This is a genomic window from Streptomyces sp. NPDC001153 (assembly GCF_053598315.1).
Map to the genome: position 1 here is coordinate 125179 of NZ_JBSFJZ010000028.1, position 17881 is coordinate 143059.

The 17881-nt window shown below is 72.3% G+C and carries 10 protein-coding genes and 1 pseudogene; 9 read left to right on the plus strand and 2 right to left on the minus strand.

Going from position 1 to position 17881, the window contains the following annotated elements:
- Positions 1 to 140 precede the first annotated feature (140 nt).
- Positions 141 to 3218 (plus strand): SpoIIE family protein phosphatase, encoded by a 3078-nt coding sequence (locus ACWDEN_RS29365; RefSeq protein ID WP_450860720.1) that lies wholly within the window; start codon positions 141 to 143, stop codon positions 3216 to 3218.
- A gap of 63 nt (positions 3219 to 3281) precedes the next feature.
- Here ACWDEN_RS29365 and ACWDEN_RS29370 read toward each other — a convergent pair whose 3' ends face one another.
- Positions 3282 to 4502, minus strand: a complete 1221-nt coding sequence (locus ACWDEN_RS29370) for a PP2C family protein-serine/threonine phosphatase (RefSeq protein ID WP_450860722.1) — start codon at positions 4500 to 4502, stop codon at positions 3282 to 3284.
- Positions 4503 to 5054: 552 nt separating this feature from the next.
- On the opposite strand from ACWDEN_RS29370, the gene ACWDEN_RS29375 reads away from it, so the two are divergent.
- The 8 genes from ACWDEN_RS29375 (at position 5055) to obgE (ending at position 17651) form a co-directional block, all read left to right on the plus strand.
- Positions 5055 to 5807 carry a glycosyltransferase family 2 protein gene (locus ACWDEN_RS29375; protein WP_351615192.1) on the plus strand — a complete coding sequence of 251 codons (753 nt, stop codon included), beginning with the start codon at positions 5055 to 5057 and terminating at the stop codon, positions 5805 to 5807.
- Positions 5808 to 5928: 121 nt separating this feature from the next.
- Positions 5929 to 8565 (plus strand): amino acid permease, encoded by a 2637-nt coding sequence (locus ACWDEN_RS29380; RefSeq protein ID WP_450860725.1) that lies wholly within the window; start codon positions 5929 to 5931, stop codon positions 8563 to 8565.
- Between the two features lie 287 nt (positions 8566 to 8852).
- Positions 8853 to 9866 (plus strand): hypothetical protein, encoded by a 1014-nt coding sequence (locus tag ACWDEN_RS29385; protein ID WP_450860727.1) that lies wholly within the window; start codon positions 8853 to 8855, stop codon positions 9864 to 9866.
- Positions 9867 to 9912: 46 nt separating this feature from the next.
- Positions 9913 to 10689: a TIGR03936 family radical SAM-associated protein gene (locus ACWDEN_RS29390; RefSeq protein WP_351615195.1), complete on the plus strand. Its 777-nt coding sequence runs from the start codon at positions 9913 to 9915 to the stop codon at positions 10687 to 10689.
- 263 nt (positions 10690 to 10952) lie between these two features.
- Complete coding sequence (locus ACWDEN_RS29395; RefSeq protein WP_450860729.1) at positions 10953 to 15254, plus strand: Rne/Rng family ribonuclease; 4302 nt, start codon at positions 10953 to 10955, stop codon at positions 15252 to 15254.
- A 234-nt stretch (positions 15255 to 15488) separates the two neighbouring features.
- Positions 15489 to 15809 (plus strand): 50S ribosomal protein L21, encoded by a 321-nt coding sequence (gene rplU / locus ACWDEN_RS29400; RefSeq protein WP_009188585.1) that lies wholly within the window; start codon positions 15489 to 15491, stop codon positions 15807 to 15809.
- Between the two features lie 14 nt (positions 15810 to 15823).
- A complete protein-coding gene (rpmA, locus tag ACWDEN_RS29405; protein ID WP_023550764.1) occupies positions 15824 to 16078 on the plus strand; it encodes a 50S ribosomal protein L27 in 255 nt (84 codons plus the stop codon).
- Between the two features lie 124 nt (positions 16079 to 16202).
- Complete coding sequence (obgE, locus tag ACWDEN_RS29410) at positions 16203 to 17651, plus strand: GTPase ObgE (RefSeq protein WP_351623315.1); 1449 nt, start codon at positions 16203 to 16205, stop codon at positions 17649 to 17651.
- 96 nt (positions 17652 to 17747) lie between these two features.
- Here obgE and ACWDEN_RS29415 read toward each other — a convergent pair.
- Positions 17748 to 17881: pseudogene (locus ACWDEN_RS29415) on the minus strand (UTP--glucose-1-phosphate uridylyltransferase); the annotation flags it as partial.

Consider the following 17881-nt stretch of genomic DNA (forward strand, 5'->3'; position numbering starts at 1 on the left):
ATGCGAGCGGTTCCCCTGAGTGGGTGAAATCGCTTAAATTGTCCCGACTAGGATGGATGTGGATTGTGCGGATGTAGATCGCTGCAGGTACGCATCCGACCCCATGTGGCTCAGCGGGCCAGCGGAGGTGACTGTCGGCAGTGGTGAAGTCCAGAGGCGGCGATGCGCACAACACCGACCCGTTCATGCCCCGCTCCTCCCATCCGCTGCACCAGCCCCAGGGCTCGGGGACCGTACAGGCCGTACGGCCTTCGGAGCGGCCCCTCATACGGATGCGGCTGCTCGAAGCCGTGGACGAGGACCGGCGCGACGTCGACGTGCTGCTGACCGCGCTCCAGCAGGCGGTGGCCGAGGTGCACGGCTTGGGCGGCATGGTTCATCTCCCGGGCGGCGGTATGAGCGGCATCCTCTACCTGGTCGCTCACAGCGGCCTGCCGGAGTCGATGATCCGGCCCTGGCTGATCATCCCGGCACGGGGCACGGCGCCGCCCAGCAGGGCCGCCCGCGAGGACGCCCTCACCTGGCAGCCCGACCTGGCCCCGCCCGACCCGGTGCCGGGCCGGGACCCCGCTGCCCTGTGGCCCTCCCGAGTCCCCGCCGGCATCGCTCACCTGGCCGTCCCCATTCCGGGCGGCCGGCGACGCGGCGCGCTCTCGGTCCTCTTCGCCCCGGGCGACGAGCCCGGCGCGGCGGAGTGCTCCTTCCTGAACGAGGTGGCGGCATGGATGTCCGAGAGGCTCAGGTCGTCCGGGATCCTCGGTCCGTCCGCCACCCTGCTGCGCGCCCTGGAGAACGGGGCGGGACCGCGGGAGACTCCCCCGTGGGACGCCGAGGGGGAGGCATCCCGGTGGGACGCGGAAGGGGTGCCATCCATCACGTACACCTGGGACCTGCGGACCGGTGAGCTGACCTCCGACCGACCCGTCGAGGAGGTGCTGGCCGGCATCGATCCGGGGGTGATGGCCGGCGGCATCGAGGCGTGGGCGGAACTGATCCACCCGGACGACCTGCCGGGGGCGGTCAGCGGCTTCGACATGGGCATCCAGCTCCGCGGCGGCTTCCAGGACGAGTACCGGGTCCGGCGCCAGGACGGCACGTACCTCTGGATCGAGGCTCGCGCCCGGACGCTCACGGACGAGGAGGGGACACCGGTGAAGGTGATCGGCACCCTCCGGGACAGCAGCGAGACGCACACCGCCGCCGAGTCGGTGGGTCGGGCGCTGCGGCACATGAGCGACGGCTTCGTCTCCCTGGACACGGACTGGCGCATCGGATTTCTCAACCAGGCCGCCGAGCGGCTCTTCGGCGCCGCGGGCGATGTGGCCGGAGCCCTGCTCTGGGACATTCCCGCGCTGCATGCCGTGCCGGGGCTGGAGCAACGGTTCCGGGCCACGGCGGCCGAGGGCCAAGCGGCCGGATTCGACGTACCGGGGCCGGACGGGACGTCCTGGTACCACCTGCGGCTGGTCCCGGTGCCGCAAGGCCTGACGCTCTACATCACCGACACCACCGAGCGGCATCTGCGGGAGCTCGAGCGGTCCGCCGCGGAGCGGGCGGCGGCGGAGCGGGCGGCCCTGGTGCAGCGGATCACGCGGGAGCTGGCCGAGGCCGTCACGGCGCAGGATGTGATGGCCGCGGTGGCCGACGGCGTGATGACCCCCCTCGGGGCCACCGGACTCGTCATGCTCGGCGTGGTCGGCGACCGCCTGACCGTGGTCGGCTCCCGGGGATATTCGGAGCGCTTCACCCGGCAGCTGGACGGGCAGTGGACGGTGAGGGACACCACCAGCCCGCTGGGGGACGCCCTGCGCACCCGCACCACGCTCTTCATCTCCTCCCCGGAGGAGTTCCTGAATCGATACCCGAGGACCGAGATCCTGATCCGGGAGGGTGGCAAGCAGGCGTGGGCCTTTCTGCCGCTGGCGGTATCGGGGCGCGAGATCGGCGCGGCGGTGATCTCCTTCGGGCGACCGCGGGTGCTGAACGATGACGAACGAACGCTGCTGACGGCGCTCAGCGGACTGATCGCGCAGGCCCTGGAGCGGGCCGGGCTCTATGACGAGGCGACGACCCGGGCCCGTACTCTCCAGCGCAGCCTGCTGCCGCGGGCCCTGCCCCAGCTGCCCGAGGTGACGGCGGCGGCGCGCTACCAGCCGGCCAAACAGGGGGCCGACGTGGGCGGCGACTGGTACGACGTGATCCCGCTGTCCGCGGCCCGGGTGGCGCTCGTGATCGGCGACGTCATGGGCCACGGCATGGCCGAGGCCGCCACGATGGGTGCCCTCCGCACGGCCGTGCGCACCCTCTCGGAGCTGGAGCTGCCACCCGACGAAATCCTCGGTCACCTCAACGACATCGTCGGCGACCTGGGCAACGATGCCTTCGCGACCTGCCTGTACGGCATCTACGACCCGGTGACCCGGCGTCTGTCGTACGCCAGCGCCGGTCATCCGCCCCCGGCGGTGGCCCACCCCGACGGCCCCGTCACCTTCCTGCCCATGACCCCGGACCCGCCGCTGGGGGTGGCCGCTCCCCCCTTCGAAACCCTCGAGACCCTGCTGCCCGCCGACAGTCTGCTCGCCCTCTACAGCGACGGCCTGGTCGAGAGCAAGGACAGGGACGTCACCACGGGCATGAGCCGCCTCGCCGAGCTCCTCCTCCAGTCCGTGAACGCCATGCCGGCCGCACCGGCGGACGCGTCCGGCCTGGATGCCCTCTGCGCCACCCTCACCTCTGCTCTCCTGCCCGCCCAAGGCGCGCTGGTGGACGACGCCGCCTTGCTGCTGGCCCGCACCCACCCGCTGGACGCGGAGAACGTCGCGGAGTGGCCGTTGCCGGAGGACCCGATGGCGGCAGGCCAGGCCCGTGAGCTGGTCCGCGCCCAGCTCGCCGACTGGGACCTGGCCGACGAGGACCTGATCATGACCACCGAACTCCTGGTCAGCGAGCTGGTCGGGAACGTCGTACGGCACGCCTGCGGCCCCATCCGGCTGCGCATGCTCCGCAGCCGCGCACTGATCTGCGAGGTCTCCGACGCCAGCCTGACCACGCCGCACATCCGCCACACCTCCGCCACCGACGAGGGCGGCCGAGGCCTGCAGCTCATCTCCGCACTCTGCCGGCGCTGGGGCACCCGGCACACCCGGACCGGCAAGTCCATCTGGACCGAACAGCCTCTCCCCACGGCCTCGGCCAGACGTGCGAGCTCACTGACGTGAGTGAGGCTCGCGGGTCCGATCTCGGCCCGGTGCCGGGTGCGGACTCGGCCGACGTCGAGACGTTCAGCCGAGGGTCGCGAGGTGGTCGGCGGTTCCCCCGTGCCACTCGATCATGAAAAGGGTGGCGTCGTCGGTGGTGAGCCCGCCCCGTTCGTGCTTCAGCGTGTGGGAGAGGCGGCGCAGATCCGCCCGCACACCCACTGACGGCTCTTCTCCCAGGCGGTTGACGCAGTGGATGAGGCGTTCCTCGCCGAACGCCTCGCCGGCGACATGCTCTTCGATGATGCCGTCGGTGTAGCAGAGCACCCGGTCGCCTCGTTGGAGCACGTGCTCCTTGACTCGGGGCATTTCGCCGCCGAAACCAACGGGCAGCGTCGTCGCGCTCTCCAGTTGCCGCACCACCCGGCCGCCGCGGATCAGCAGCGGCGCGGGGTGGCCCGCGTTGACCAGCTCCATCTGACCGGTGGTGATGTTCAGGTGCATCAGCTGCGCCGTGACGAAGTGGTCGGGGCCGAACTGCCGGGAAATGGCCTCGTCCATGAACGCGTATTTCTCGTCCAGGCTGATGAACACGCGCCGGGCATGCCGGTAGGCGCCGATGGCCACGGTCGCCATCGTGGCGGCGTCCAGGCCATGGCCCATCGCGTCGATGACGGCCATGTGCAGGATGTTGTCGTTGAGGGCGTAATCGAAGCTGTCGCCGGCGACGCGATAGGCGGGCTCCAGGGCCCCGGCCACCTCGACCTGGGGGACGGACATCGTCAGCGGCGGCAGCAGGCTCCACTGGATCTCCGCGGACACGGTCATCGGCTCCCGGCGCCGGGCCTGGAAGAACTGGTCGGTATAGGCGTTCTTGGTGACCAGCATGTCGGCGACCAGGCTGGCGAGCCTGTGCAGCAGGCGCCGGTCGTCGTCGCCGACGGCGTCCAGGGTGAGGGCCATGACGCCCACCTGGTCACTGCCGTCCAGCAGCGGCAGATAGATCCGGACGCCTGCGGCCTGCGGCACCTCGACGGCGTCCCCGCGCAGGAAAGCCCGCCCGGCGGGGGAGTCGGCCATCGGCTCCGGCTGGGTCACGTGCAGTTTCCTGCCCGGCAGCGGCACCAGCAGCTCCTGCGCGTAGTCCTGGAGCAGGATGGAGACGTCACGACCGCCGATCCTGGCCACCCCCTCCGCGATCAGCGGGGCGATCATCTGGGGCGGCAGCAGCCGCGCTCTGTCCAGCAGCAGGCCGAGCAGCCGCTCGCCGAAGCCCTGCGATCGGTCGATGCTCTCCGTGCCCATGGCCCGGTGGGTCACCCACTTTCCCGTCCTCGCTGCCGACCACCTCCGCACAACGTGACCCGGGAAGCCGCCGGAGCGGTTCATTACGCCACGCGCGGCATGTCGGCCGCGGGGCGGCGGCGTTGCGGGGATCCGAACAGCACAACGGTGCAGCCTCTCCGCCGCGCGGGGCGCGCTGCTGACGGACCACCAGGAGGGCGGGGTGCCGGCCGGGCCGGATCGGGGTCGATCCGGGCGTCGTACGGGAGTTGATCCGGGCGTCGTACAGGAAAGGGAGGGTCGGCGGCGCCACCTGTAGCCTGAACCCCGCAGCGAGCCCGTTACCACACCACAGTGCTGGAGCGCCGAACCCGTGCCCCTCGTCAGCGTCGTCACCGTCGCCGGTGAGGCGTTGACCAGCGGTTGCAAGGCAGGGCGCTGCCGCTGGGCGAGGCCGTCTCTTCGGGCCGGATCCCCGATGAACCCGGAGTTCTCCTGTCCAGGCCGGAGGGGCCGCGTGCCTCGGCCGGCATCGGTCCCCCGTACAGCGCTCCGCGAACCAGGAAGAGAGTCGTGAACGTCGTCTCCATCGTCACCCCGGTACACATCGATGCTGTCCGTTTTCTTCCCGACGCCTACGCCTCTCTGCTCTCCCAGGACCTTCCCGAGGGATGGTCCTGGGAGTGGTGCGTGCAGGAGGACGGCAGCGGCGTGCGCGCACAGTCGTATCTGCCGGCCGACGATCCACGGATCCGGATCTCGGCGTCCCGCGCGGGCGGCCCCCACGTGGCACGCACCATGGCATTCGCCCGCTCGACCGGTGTCTACCTGAAGACCCTGGACTCCGACGACCAGCTCACCGCCGGCTCTCTCGCACGGGACATCGCCGTGCTGGAGGAGGACGCCTCGGTCGGCTGGACGACATCGCGGGTCGTCGACCTCCTCGAGGACGGCAGCACCGTCTCCTTCGAACTCAGCGACCCGCAACCGGGCCGGCTCCCCCGGGGAAGCGCGTTCCGCTTCTGGACCGAGCACCACCGCCCCCAGGTCCACCCCGCCACCCTGTGCGTGAGGCGCTCCCTGCTGGCGCTGCTGGGTGGCTGGATGGCCCTGCCGGCCTCGGGCGACACCGGACTTCTCCTCGGTCTGGACGCCTTGGCCGACGGATGGTTCATCGGCGACACCGGACTGGTCTACCGCAAGCACGGCGGCCAGATCACCGCCCATCCCCACCACCGGCGCGGAGAGGAATGGGAGGCCCGGATGTCTCTGATCCGTGAACATGCCGAGGCGATCCGAGCGTGGACCGACACCGAGAGGCCGTGAAACCACCGCCCCAAGGGCGGTCGGCGGGCGTCGGACGCGCCGCCCGGTGGTGTGACCGGCGCGGTTCCCGCTGCTGCCCTGCGCTGTTGCGGAGGGAACCGGCCCGGCGGTGCAATCAAGTGTGAGGCACTTCGACGGCGCCGTGTCCGCCGGCCGCCCCGCCCCCGGGACGGGGGCCGGCCGGAAAGGGCTCAAGAACGACGCCCTGGGCATGTTCTCCTCGGTGGCCATGGGCCTTGCCTCCGCCGGCCCGGCGTACAGCCTGGCCGCCACCCTGGGCGTCATCGTGGCGGGGGTCGGACTGCAGGCCCCGATCGTCACGATGCTGGCGTTCATACCGATGGTGCTGGTCGCGTGCGCCTTCCGGGAGCTCAACGCGAGCAACTCCGACTGCGGGACCACCTTCAGCTGGGCCACCCGCACCTTCGGGCCGCGCACGGGGTGGATGGGCGGCTGGGGCCTGATCGTCGCCAACATCATCGTCATGGGCAACCTCGCCCAGATCGCCGCTGCGTACGGCTTCCGGCTGGTGGGCCTGGACGGACTGGCGGACGACAGGTTCTGGACGACCGTGGCGGGCGTCGTCTGGATCGCCATGCTGACCGTGATCTGCTACGTCGGCATCGAGTTCTCGGCGGCCGTCCAGCGCTGGTTGCTGTGCCTGGAAATGGTGATGCTGTTCCTTTTCTCCATCGCCGCACTGGTGAGGGTCTACACCGACCCTCCCGCGACGGCGATCCACGTCTCGGCCTCCTGGTTCAACCCCTTCGAGGTGCCCTCGGTAAGCGCCCTGACCTCGGGAATCCTCGCGGGGGTCTTCATCTACTGGGGCTGGGACACCGCATTCTCGGTCAACGAGGAAACCATCGACAGCGCGCGCATCCCCGGGCGCTCCGCGGTCGTGTCCACCGTGCTGCTCCTGATCACGTACAGCCTGGTCTCCACCTCGGCGCAGGCGTTCGCGGGAGTCGGCACCTCGGGCATCGGGCTCGGCAACACCCACAACTCGGGCGACGTGCTGTCCGGGCTGGGCGACGCCGTGTTCGGGAGCCACGACATGGGGCTGCTCCTGTCGAGACTGCTGATCCTGATGGTGCTCACCTCCGCGCTGGCTTCCGCCGAGACCACCATCCTGCCCCTGGCCAGGACCGTCTTCTCCATGGCGGTCCACAAGGCGGTCCCCTCCCGGTTCGCCCGGGTCCACCGCAGGTTTCTCACTCCGACCTGGGGGACCGTCGGCATGGGAGCGGCCTCGATCGCCTTGTTCGTCCTGCTGGCGTCGTTCAGCCGGAACGTCCTGGCCGACTCGATCGACTCGGTCGGTCTCGCGATCGCGTTCCAGTACGGCCTGACCGGCTTCGCCTGCATCTGGTACTACCGCAAGGTCCTGACCCGCAGCGCCAGGGACCTGGTCTTCAAGGGCGTACTGCCGGGGCTGGGCGGGCTGATGATGATCTCGCTGTTCGTCTACGCCGCCTTCGTCGTCTACGCGAACCCCGGGTACGGCACGACAGCCGTCGACCTGCCGCTGATCGGCAGGACGGGCGGCGTCACCGTCCTGGGCCTCGGCTCCCTGCTGATCGGCCTCCTGCTGATGCCGGTGGTCACCCGGGGTCACGCCGTGGCCCTCAAACTCCAGCGGAGCCTGCTTCCGCGCCGTCTGCCGACGCACGCCGCCGTCGACTCGGCGAGCCGTTACCTGCCCGCCGACAGCGGGTCCGGGGTGGGCGGCGACTGGTACGACGTCATTCCCCTGTCGGGTACCCGGGTCGGCCTGGTCGTCGGGGACGTGCTCGGTCATGGCCTGCGTGCCGCGGCCACCATGGGACGCCTGCGTACGGGCGTGCGCGTTCTGGCCCGGCTGGACCTGAGCCCGGACGAGCTGCTGTCCCGCCTGGCCGACCTGGTCGAGCAGACCGCGCACGAAGGCGAGGCCGGCCAAGGCCCGGGACACCTGAGGCCGTACGTCGACGAGGCGCTGGGCGTGAGCTGCCTGTACGCGGTGTACGACCCCGTCTCGGGGAAGTGCAGCCTCGCCCGGGCCGGGGACTCCGTGCTGGCCGTCGTACAAGCCCACACGGGCGTCGTCGACTATCCGGAGCTGCCGACCGGGCCGCCGCTGGGAATCGCCGGCCTGCCCTACGAGAGCACGGAACTGGACCTCGCCCCGGGCAGTCTCGTCGCCCTCTCCACGGACGGCCTCCTCCAGGCGGCCGACGACCGTGACGCCGGGCTCGCGCAGCTGTCCCGCGTCCTGGGCGACGGCCGAGCACCCCTGGAGACACTGTGCGACCGCGCGGTGAGCACCCTGTTGCCGGGGCCGGTGGACGTGGACGCGACACTGCTCGTGGCCCGCACCCGCCGGCTCGACCGCAAGCAGTTCGCCGAGTGGGCGGTGCTCCCGGACCCGGCGGCGGTGGCCACCATCCGCACCACCGTCAGCAAGCAACTCGGCGAATGGGAGCTGGGCGACCTGGCGTTCACCACCGAGCTCATCGTCAGCGAACTGGTCACCAACGCCATCCGCTACGTCGGCGGTCCGATCAAGGTACGCCTGATCCGCGACCGGGCCCTGATCTGCGAGGTCTCCGACACCGGCCACACCGCGCCCAACCTGCGGCACGCCGCGAGTGACGAGGAGGGCGGACGGGGCCTGTTCATCATCGCCCAGATGACCCATCACTGGGGTACGCGCTACACACCCACGGGAAAGATCATCTGGACCGAGCAGGACCTGCCGCGACCGGACGGCACTTAGCACGCGGGGGTGGCGCGGACATGCGCCTGCCGGACCGGGCACCTGCCCTCTTCGGGCGGGTCTTTCTGGTTACCCAGCCGGTACGGGCAGCCCCGTTCGTCCCGGAGTGCCGCCGCGACGCCTGACTCCGGTCCCGGAGAACGTCGTCGTGGCCCTCATCGAGTGCCTGCGGGGAGGCCGGATCGCCGGATCCGAACGGGCGGTGCCGGCGTCTACTCCGGTATGGAACCTCACAAGCCGCCTCCCCGGCCCCGGCAGCCGGAAGGGTTCTGACCGTCGCGATCCGGGTGCCCCTGCGGATCGTCGTCCTGGTGCTGGTGGTGCCGGTGCGCATGGCGTGGGACGCCCTCGTCGTCGCCGGAAGGTTTCTGCGGGACACCGTGCTCAGGCCGCTCGGCCGGGCGCTGCTGTGGGTCGGAAAGGCCCTGTTCGTGTGGCCGTTCGTGGGCCTGCGGAGCTATGTCCTGGTCCCCGTCGGCAGGGCGCTCGCCTGGCTCGGCACGGTTCTCGTCGTCGTACCGGCCCTGTGGTGCCACCGGTACGTGCTCACGCCCCTCGGGCACGCCCTCGCGTGGGTGTACGCGCGCGTGCTCAGCCCGATCGGGCACGCGATCACCTGGCTGCTGAGGGGCGTCGGCGCGGTCCTCGCCGCCGTCGGCACCGGCGTGTACACGGCCGTCGCCCGGCTGGCCAGGCATCTGCTCGTCGTACCCGCGCGATGGCTGTACGACCGGGTGCTCACGCCCGTCGGGCGTGCTGTCGCCCGGTGTGTACGAGGGCTGGGCCGGCTGCTCGGCCTGATCGGCACCGGCATCGGGGTCGCCCTGTACTGGACTCTCCGCGTCCTCCTCGTCCTGCCGGCCCTCGCGCTGCGGCGCCGGGTTCTCGCCCCCGTCGGCCGGTTCCTCGCCGTCGTCGCGCGTGAGGTCGGCGACGCCCTCGGGCACGCCTGGCGGATCGCCGGACGGATCTCCCGGGCCCTCGGCCGGGCACTCGGGGCCCTCTTCCGGTGGATCTTCGTGGAGCCCGTGCGCTGGGTGTACCGGACCGTCCTGACCCCGGCCGGTCACCTCGTCCGGGACGCCGTCCTGCGGCCCGCCGCCGAGGGCGCACGCGTGCTGGGCCGAGCCGTCCGCGAGGCCCTGACCGGCGCCCGCGACACGGTACGGCAGGCCCGCGCCGACCTCCGGCGGATGCTGTTCGGGGAACCACGGCAGGCGGCCGCTGTGGACCGGCGGGAACCTCAGGGGCGCGCGGCACGTACTCTTGGTAGCAGTACGACCGCACTCACGAAGGACTAGGACACTGGGCAAGCGACAGCCCGAAGGCCCGCCGCCCGCACCCGCGGTGCAGCGCATCCGACTGCGCTACACCAAGCGCGGCCGCCTGAGGTTCACCAGCCACCGAGACTTCCAGCGCGCCTTCGAGCGTGCGCTGCGCCGCGCCGAGGTGCCCATGGCGTACTCGGCCGGGTTCACGCCGCATCCGAAGGTGTCGTACGCCAATGCCGCACCCACCGGCACGGGCAGCGAGGCGGAGTACCTGGAGATCGCGCTCACCGCACCGCGCGACCCGGAGACCCTGCGCGTCCTCCTCGACGAGTCGCTGCCCCCCGGGCTCGACGTCGTCGAGGCGGTCGAGGCGCGGACCCCGGGCCTCGCCGACCGGCTGACGGCCTCCGTCTGGGAGCTGCGGCTGGACGGCGTCGACCCGGCCGACGCCGGGCGCGCGGTCGACGCGTTCCACCGGACGGAGACCGTCGAGGTCCAGCGGATGACCAAGAGCGGCGTCCGCACCTTCGACGCCCGCCCGGCCGTGGTGAGCCTGGAAACGCACGGTTCACCGGCTGATAGGCCTACCGACCAGCCCTGTGCGATACTGCGGCTGGTTGTTCGGCACGTGACGCCTGCCGTACGACCCGACGACGTCCTGTCCGGTCTCCGCGCCGTGGCCGACCTGGCGCCGCCGGTCCCCGCAGCGGTGACCAGGCTGGCGCAGGGGCTGCTCGATGAAGAGACCGGCACGGTGACCGACCCGCTCGCGCCCGACCGCGAGGCAGCCGGGGCCCTGACGGCCGCACCGGCCGCCGCCGCGACGGCGCCGACGCCGGAAGGTCCCGCGTAGGGACGGACGTCGTAAGCGCCGCCCTCGTACTCGGGAGCCACCTGGGTCGGGCAGCGCACCGACCAGAAGACTTTCGCCAGGCCGTACCGACAAGGCGTACGGAACCGGCGAGACAGGACACAGAGTGCTCCCGTGCGGCGCCCGCGCCCCGGACGGCGGCCATCGCGGATCACGCGGGCCGTGGACGTCAACGGCGGACGGTCGATCGAGACCGGTGCCGGACCAGGCGCGGCGCCCGGGAGCCTGACGGGAGAAACGCCCGCATGCTCGAGCCGACCGAACCCCGCGAGGGTTCCGAACTGAACACTCCCAGCGACACCCTGCCGCCGCGCAGGCGTCGCCGTGCCGCCTCCCGCCCGGCGGGCCCGCCCGCCGCCGCGGCCGAGGCCCCCGCCGAGGTGACCGTGCCGGCCATACCGGCCGCGGAGTCCGACGAGGTCGCCGAGGTCCTTGACGCCGCTGAGGCGCTGGGGGCTGAAGGTGCCGAGGAGGCCGTGGAGGCGATCGAGGCCGAAGCGGTCGAGGCCGCCCCGGCACCTGCTGCCGGGGAGACCGCGCCCGCAGGCCGTCCGCGCCGCCGTGCCACACGTCGTGCGTCCGCGCCCACCGGGTCGCCGGCGCCTGCCGAGGCCGTCGAGACCGTCGTCCCGGCCGCGTCCGCCGCCGAGACCGAGAAGCCCGCCGCCGTCGCCGAGGGTGGCGAGGTCCTCTCCGGGGAGGAGGCCGCCCCGCGCCGGGCCCGCCGCCGCGCCACGCGCAGCGTCTCCGCGCCGGTCGGTGCTGCTGAGACCGGTGTGAGCGAGGAGGCCGCAGAGGCCCCGGTGGCCGCAGAGGCCACCGTCCCTGCCTCCGCCGCCGCGGAAGAGGCCACGCCGGCCGCTCGTCCGCGCCGCCGTGCCACGCGTCGTGCCTCCGCGCCTGCCGGTGCGCCGGCGTCCGCCGAGGCCGCCGAGGCTGTCGTTCCGGCCGCGTCCGCCGTCGAGACCGAGCAGGCCGAGGAGCAGCCCGCGCCCACGGAGGAGGCCGCGCCCGCCGCCCGTCCGCGCCGTCGCGCGACCCGCCGCGCGTCCGCGCCCACCGGTGGGCCGGAGGCCGACGAGTCCGCTGCCGCCGAGGCTCCTGCCGCCGCCGAGGCCGCACCGCTCGCCGCTGCCGAGGCTCCTGCGCCCGAGGCTGCCGCTGCCACCGAGGTGAGCGGTGCCGGTGAGGAGGCCGCTCCGCGTCGTACCCGCCGCCGGGCCACCCGCCGTGCGTCCGCGCCCACCGGTGCGCCGAAGGCCGACGAGGCCGCTGCCGCCGAGGTCCCGGCCGCCGCCGAGCCCGCTGCCGCCGAGACCCCTGCCGAGGCCGAGCAGCCCGCCGCCGAGCCCGCCCCCGCCGTCCAGGCGCCGCAGGCCCCCGCCGAGGAGGCCGCCCCGCGTCGTACCCGGCGTCGGGCCGTGCGCCCCGTGTTCGGGTTCTCCGAGCCCACACAGGCCGCGCCGGCCGCCGAGAGCGAGGAGCCGGAGGCCGAGGCCCGGCGCCGGCCCGCCCGCCCGGCCGTCGCCGTCTTCCAGCCGCCGGTGTTCACCGAGCCGAAGTTCCAGACCCCGGAGCGCGCCGCCGCCGAGGCCGCTGCCGAGGCCGCCGAGGCGGAGGAGCCCGAGGAGTACGCGGAGGAGCGCGCCGAGACCGGTCCGCGCCGTCGTCGCCGCCGGGGTGCCGCCGCCGAGGAGACCCGGGTCGTCGAGGCCGCCGCCGAGGAGGAGCCGGAGGAGTCCGCCGAGGACGAGGAGGCGGAGGAGACCGAGGAGGCGGAGGGCGCCGAGGGCTTCGAGGAGTCCGGCTCGCGCCGCCGTCGCCGTCGTGGCGGCCGGCGCCGCCGTCGCGGTGAGGCCGGCGAGGGTGCGGACGCGGAGGCCGAGGAACTGGCCGCCGAGCAGGCCGCGCAGGACGCCGAGGACACCGCCGAGCAGGAGGAAGAGGACGCCGAGGAGGCCGGAGACGAGGCCGGTGCCTCCTCCTCCAGCAGCCGTCGTCGTCGCCGTCGTCGCCGCCGCGCCGGTGACACCACCGCCGAGACCGAGCCCGGCGAGGGCGACCCGGAGCGCACGGTCGTCAAGGTCCGCGAGCCGCGCAAGCCGGCCGAGCCGTCCGACGAGGTGCAGTCCATCAAGGGCTCGACCCGTCTGGAGGCCAAGAAGCAGCGCCGTCGTGAGGGCCGTGAGCAGGGCCGTCGCCGCGTTCCGATCATCACCGAGGCCGAGTTCCTGGCCCGCCGTGAGGCCGTCGAGCGCGTGATGGTCGTCCGCCAGCACGGCGACCGTACGCAGATCGGCGTCCTGGAGGACGGCGTGCTCGTCGAGCACTACGTCAACAAGGAGCAGTCGACCTCGTACGTCGGCAACGTCTACCTGGGCAAGGTCCAGAACGTGCTGCCGTCGATGGAGGCCGCCTTCATCGACATCGGCAAGGGCCGCAACGCCGTCCTCTACGCCGGTGAGGTCAACTTCGAGGCGCTGGGCATGGCCAACGGCCCCCGCCGCATCGAGTCCGCCCTCAAGTCGGGCCAGTCGGTGCTCGTCCAGGTCACCAAGGACCCGATCGGGCACAAGGGTGCGCGTCTGACCAGCCAGGTCTCCCTGCCGGGCCGTTACCTTGTGTACGTCCCCGAGGGCTCGATGACCGGCATCAGCCGCAAGCTGCCCGACACCGAGCGGGCCCGGCTGAAGACCATCCTCAAGAAGATCGTCCCCGAGGACGCGGGCGTCATCGTGCGCACCGCCGCCGAGGGCGCGAGCGAGGAGGAGCTGCGCCGGGACGTCGAGCGGCTGCAGTCGCAGTGGGAGGACATCCAGAAGAAGTCGAAGAACGGCAACGCCCCGACGCTGCTGTACGGCGAGCCGGACATGACCGTCCGGGTCGTGCGCGACATCTTCAACGAGGACTTCTCCAAGGTCATCGTCAGCGGTGACGACGCGTGGGAGACCATCCACGGGTACGTCTCGCACGTCGCGCCGGACCTCGCCGGCCGGCTGTCGAAGTGGACCTCCGAGGTCGACGTCTTCGCCACCTACCGGATCGACGAGCAGCTCGCCAAGGCTCTCGACCGCAAGGTCTGGCTCCCCAGCGGCGGTTCGCTGGTGATCGACAAGACCGAGGCGATGATCGTCATCGACGTCAACACCGGCAAGTTCACCGGCCAGGGCGGCAACCTGGAGGAGACGGTCACCAGGAACAACCTGGAGGCGGCCGAGGAGATCGTGCGCCAGCTCCGGCTGCGCGACCTCGGTGGCATCGTCGTGATCGACTTCATCGACATGGTCCTGGAGTCCAACCGCGACCTGGTGCTGCGCCGCCTGCTGGAGTGCCTGGGCCGCGACCGTACGAAGCACCAGGTGGCCGAGGTGACCTCGCTGGGCCTGGTGCAGATGACCCGCAAGCGGGTCGGCCAGGGTCTGCTGGAGTCCTTCTCCGAGACCTGCGTGCACTGCAACGGCCGCGGTGTCATCGTGCACATGGAGCAGCCGGTGTCCGCCGGCGGCGGTGGCGGCAAGCGCAAGAAGCGCGGCCGTGGTGCCGACGCCCAGGAGCACGTGCACGAGACGGCCGCCGTGGCCGTCGAGACCGGCGAGGCCGTCGAGCCCGAGGTGGAAACCGCCGCCGCGGTGGCCGCCGAGGTCGCCGAGCCGGTCGCGCTGCCGGCCCCCGACTTCGCGCCGGACGAGGAGCTGTACAGCAGCGTCGCCGAGGCGGAGGCGGCGGCCACCCGTGGCCGTACCCGCCGCCGGGCCAGCCGCCGGGCCTCGGCTCCGGCGGGCGCGCCGAAGGCCGAAGCGCGCCGCGCGGAGGCGCCGAGGACCGAGGTCGCCGTGGCGCCGACCGCGCAGGACGTCACCGCCGAGGAGGCGGCAGCGCGCCCGGTGCGTCCGGAGCCGGCCGCCGAGGCCCTGGCCGCGCCCGCGGCCGTCGAGGACCAGGTGGTTCCGGCGCCGCAGGCCGAGGCCGCCGAGGAGGCCGCGCCCAAGGGCCGTACGCGCCGTCGTGCGACCCGGAAGGTGTCGGCGCCGGCCGGTTCCCCGGCGGGTGTCGAGACGGCCGCCGTGGTGACGGTGCCCGAGACCGCGCCCGCGGTCGAGGCGCCGGCGGCCCGGCCCGAGGCCGAGACCGCGGCCCCGGTCGCCGTCGAGGAGACGCCCGAGCCCGCCGAGAGCGCCGCCCCGGCCCGTCCGCGCCGCCGTGCCGTGCGCAAGGCCACGGCGCCGACCGCGTCCGAGGAGGCGGCCGTCGTGGTCGTCCCGTCGGCCGCGACGGAGGAGGCCGCCGGAGCCCCGGCCGGCGAGGTGACGGCCGAGGAGGTGGCCGAGGCGACCGCTCCGGCCAAGAAGGCGGCCCGCAAGACCGCCAAGAAGGCCACGGCGAAGAAGGCCGCCGCCAAGAAGACCACGGCGAAGAAGACCGTGGCCAAGAAGACGGTCGCCAAGAAGACCACGGCCAAGAAGGCGGCCAAGACGGCCGCCGCGAAGTCCACGGCGAAGAAGACCACCACGGTCTCCGCCGCCGCGGACGTGGCCGACGAGGGCTGACGCCCGGGCTGTGGGGCCGGTCCGCGTGACCGGCCCCACACCCACCGGGGCCCGGTTTGACCCCCCAGGTCATGGCCCCGTAACCTTGACCGTCGGCGTGTCCACTGAACGCGCCACATCCCCGTAAACCTCTTCCTCCTGGACGCAATGCGGGCCGGGAGAGGTCGTCCGTGGTGTTCCTGGGCGGCTGGCCTGCGGGGGTGCCGGTTCTGAACGAGCGAAAGAGAGATCCGCGTGTACGCCATCGTGCGCAGCGGTGGTCGCCAGCACAAGGTTGCTGTCGGCGACATCGTTGAGGTTGACAAGATTTCCACCGCCAAGGTTGGCGACACGGTCGAGCTCTCGACCCTGCTCGTTGTCGACGGCGACGCTGTGACCAGCGACCCGTGGGTGCTGGCCGGCATCAAGGTCCAGGCCGAGGTCGTGGACCACCACAAGGGCCAGAAGATCGACATTCTGCGCTACAAGAACAAGACCGGCTACCGCCGTCGGCAGGGCCACCGCCAGCAGTACACGGCGATCAAGGTCACGTCGATCCCCACGGCTGCGAAGTAAGGGACTGAGGAGACATGGCACACAAGAAGGGCGCATCGTCCACCCGGAACGGTCGCGACTCCAATGCCCAGCGGCTCGGCGTGAAGCGCTTCGGCGGTCAGGTCGTGAACGCGGGTGAGATCCTGGTCCGCCAGCGCGGCACCCACTTCCACCCCGGCGCCGGTGTCGGCCGTGGCGGCGACGACACGCTGTTCGCCCTGCAGGCCGGTGCGGTGGAGTTCGGTACCCACCGCGGCCGCAAGGTCGTGAACATCGTTCCGGTCGCCTGAATCACCTGATTCAGCAGCACCGAACGCTTTCGCGAGGCGGACCTCACTTCCCGGTCGGGAAGGCGGGTCCGCCTTTCGCGTGTTGACGCTAGACATACCGATCGTTTTCTGGAGGCACTGAACCATGACCACCTTCGTGGACCGCGTCGAGCTGCATGTCGCCGCGGGTAACGGAGGTCACGGCTGTGCCTCCGTACACCGCGAGAAGTTCAAGCCGCTCGGCGGCCCGGACGGCGGCAACGGCGGCCGTGGCGGTGACGTCATCCTCACCGTCGACCAGTCGGTGACGACACTTCTCGACTACCACCACTCCCCGCACCGCAAGGCCACCAACGGCAAGCCCGGCGAGGGCGGCAACCGCTCCGGCAAGGACGGCCAGGACCTCGTCCTGCCGGTGCCGGACGGCACGGTGGTGCTGGACAAGGCCGGCAACGTGCTCGCCGACCTGGTCGGCCACGGCACCTCGTACATCGCCGCACAGGGCGGCCGGGGCGGCCTCGGCAACGCGGCGCTGGCCTCCGCCCGCCGCAAGGCGCCCGGCTTCGCCCTCCTCGGCGAGCCCGGGGACCTGCACGACATCGTGCTGGAGCTGAAGACGGTCGCGGACGTGGCCCTCGTCGGCTACCCGAGCGCCGGCAAGTCCTCGCTGATCTCCGTGCTCAGCGCGGCCAGGCCGAAGATCGCCGACTACCCCTTCACGACGCTCGTGCCGAACCTCGGTGTCGTCACCGCCGGCTCGACCGTCTACACCATCGCCGACGTGCCCGGTCTGATCCCGGGCGCCAGTCAGGGCAAGGGCCTGGGCCTGGAGTTCCTGCGGCACGTGGAGCGGTGCAGCGTGCTGGTGCACGTGCTGGACACCGCGACCCTGGAGTCCGACCGCGACCCCGTCTCCGACCTCGACATCATCGAGGCCGAGCTGCGGGAGTACGGCGGCCTCGACAACCGGCCCCGGATCGTCGTCCTGAACAAGGTCGACGTGCCCGACGGCAAGGACCTCGCCGAAATGGTCCGGCCCGACCTGGAGGCCCGCGGCTACCGCGTCTTCGAGGTGTCGGCCGTCGCCCACATCGGGCTGCGCGAGCTGTCGTTCGCGCTCGGTGAGCTGGTCGCCAAGGCGCGCGCGGCGAAGCCGAAGGAGGAGGCGACCCGGATCGTCATCCGGCCCAAGGCCGTGGACGACGCCGGTTTCACCGTCACCCGTGAGGAGTTCGGCGGCGAGCCGCTGTTCCGGGTGCGCGGCGAGAAGCCCGAGCGCTGGGTCCGCCAGACCGACTTCAACAACGACGAGGCCGTCGGCTACCTCGCCGACCGGCTCAACCGCCTCGGCGTCGAAGAGCGGCTGATGAAGGCGGGCGCGCGGTCCGGCGACGGTGTCGCGATCGGTCCCGAGGAGAACGCGGTCGTCTTCGACTGGGAGCCCTCGGTCATGGCCGGCGCGGAGATGCTGGGCCGCCGCGGCGAGGACCACCGCTTCGACGGCGAGCGGCCCGCGGCGCAGCGCCGCCGGGAGAAGCAGGCGGAGCGGGACGAGGCGCTGCGGGAGTACGACGAGTTCGACCCGTTCGAGTAGGACTCGAGCAGGTTTCGGCCATGCCAGAGGGCGGGCCGGAGGTTTCCCTCCGGCCCGCCCTCTCGCGTTCTGTGCCGGTGTCGGCCGTCGGAGCCGTCAGCTGTCGCCGTCGGTCAGCTCCTCGGCTGCGTAACCGCGAAGCCAGGTCCGGAAGTCCGGGCCCAGGTCTTCACGTTCGCACGCCAGTCTGACAATGGCACGCAGATAGTCGCCACGGTCGCCGGTGTCGT

What these genes read in the sequence shown, in the direction of transcription:
- ACWDEN_RS29395 (WP_450860729.1), top strand. Translation starts at nt 10,953, where the DNA reads ATGCTCGAGCCGACCGAACCCCGCGAGGGTTCCGAACTGAACACTCCC.
- obgE (WP_351623315.1), top strand. Translation starts at nt 16,203, where the DNA reads ATGACCACCTTCGTGGACCGCGTCGAGCTGCATGTCGCCGCGGGTAAC.
- ACWDEN_RS29370 (WP_450860722.1), bottom strand. Translation starts at nt 4,502, where the DNA reads ATGGGCACGGAGAGCATCGACCGATCGCAGGGCTTCGGCGAGCGGCTG.
- rpmA (WP_023550764.1), top strand. Translation starts at nt 15,824, where the DNA reads ATGGCACACAAGAAGGGCGCATCGTCCACCCGGAACGGTCGCGACTCC.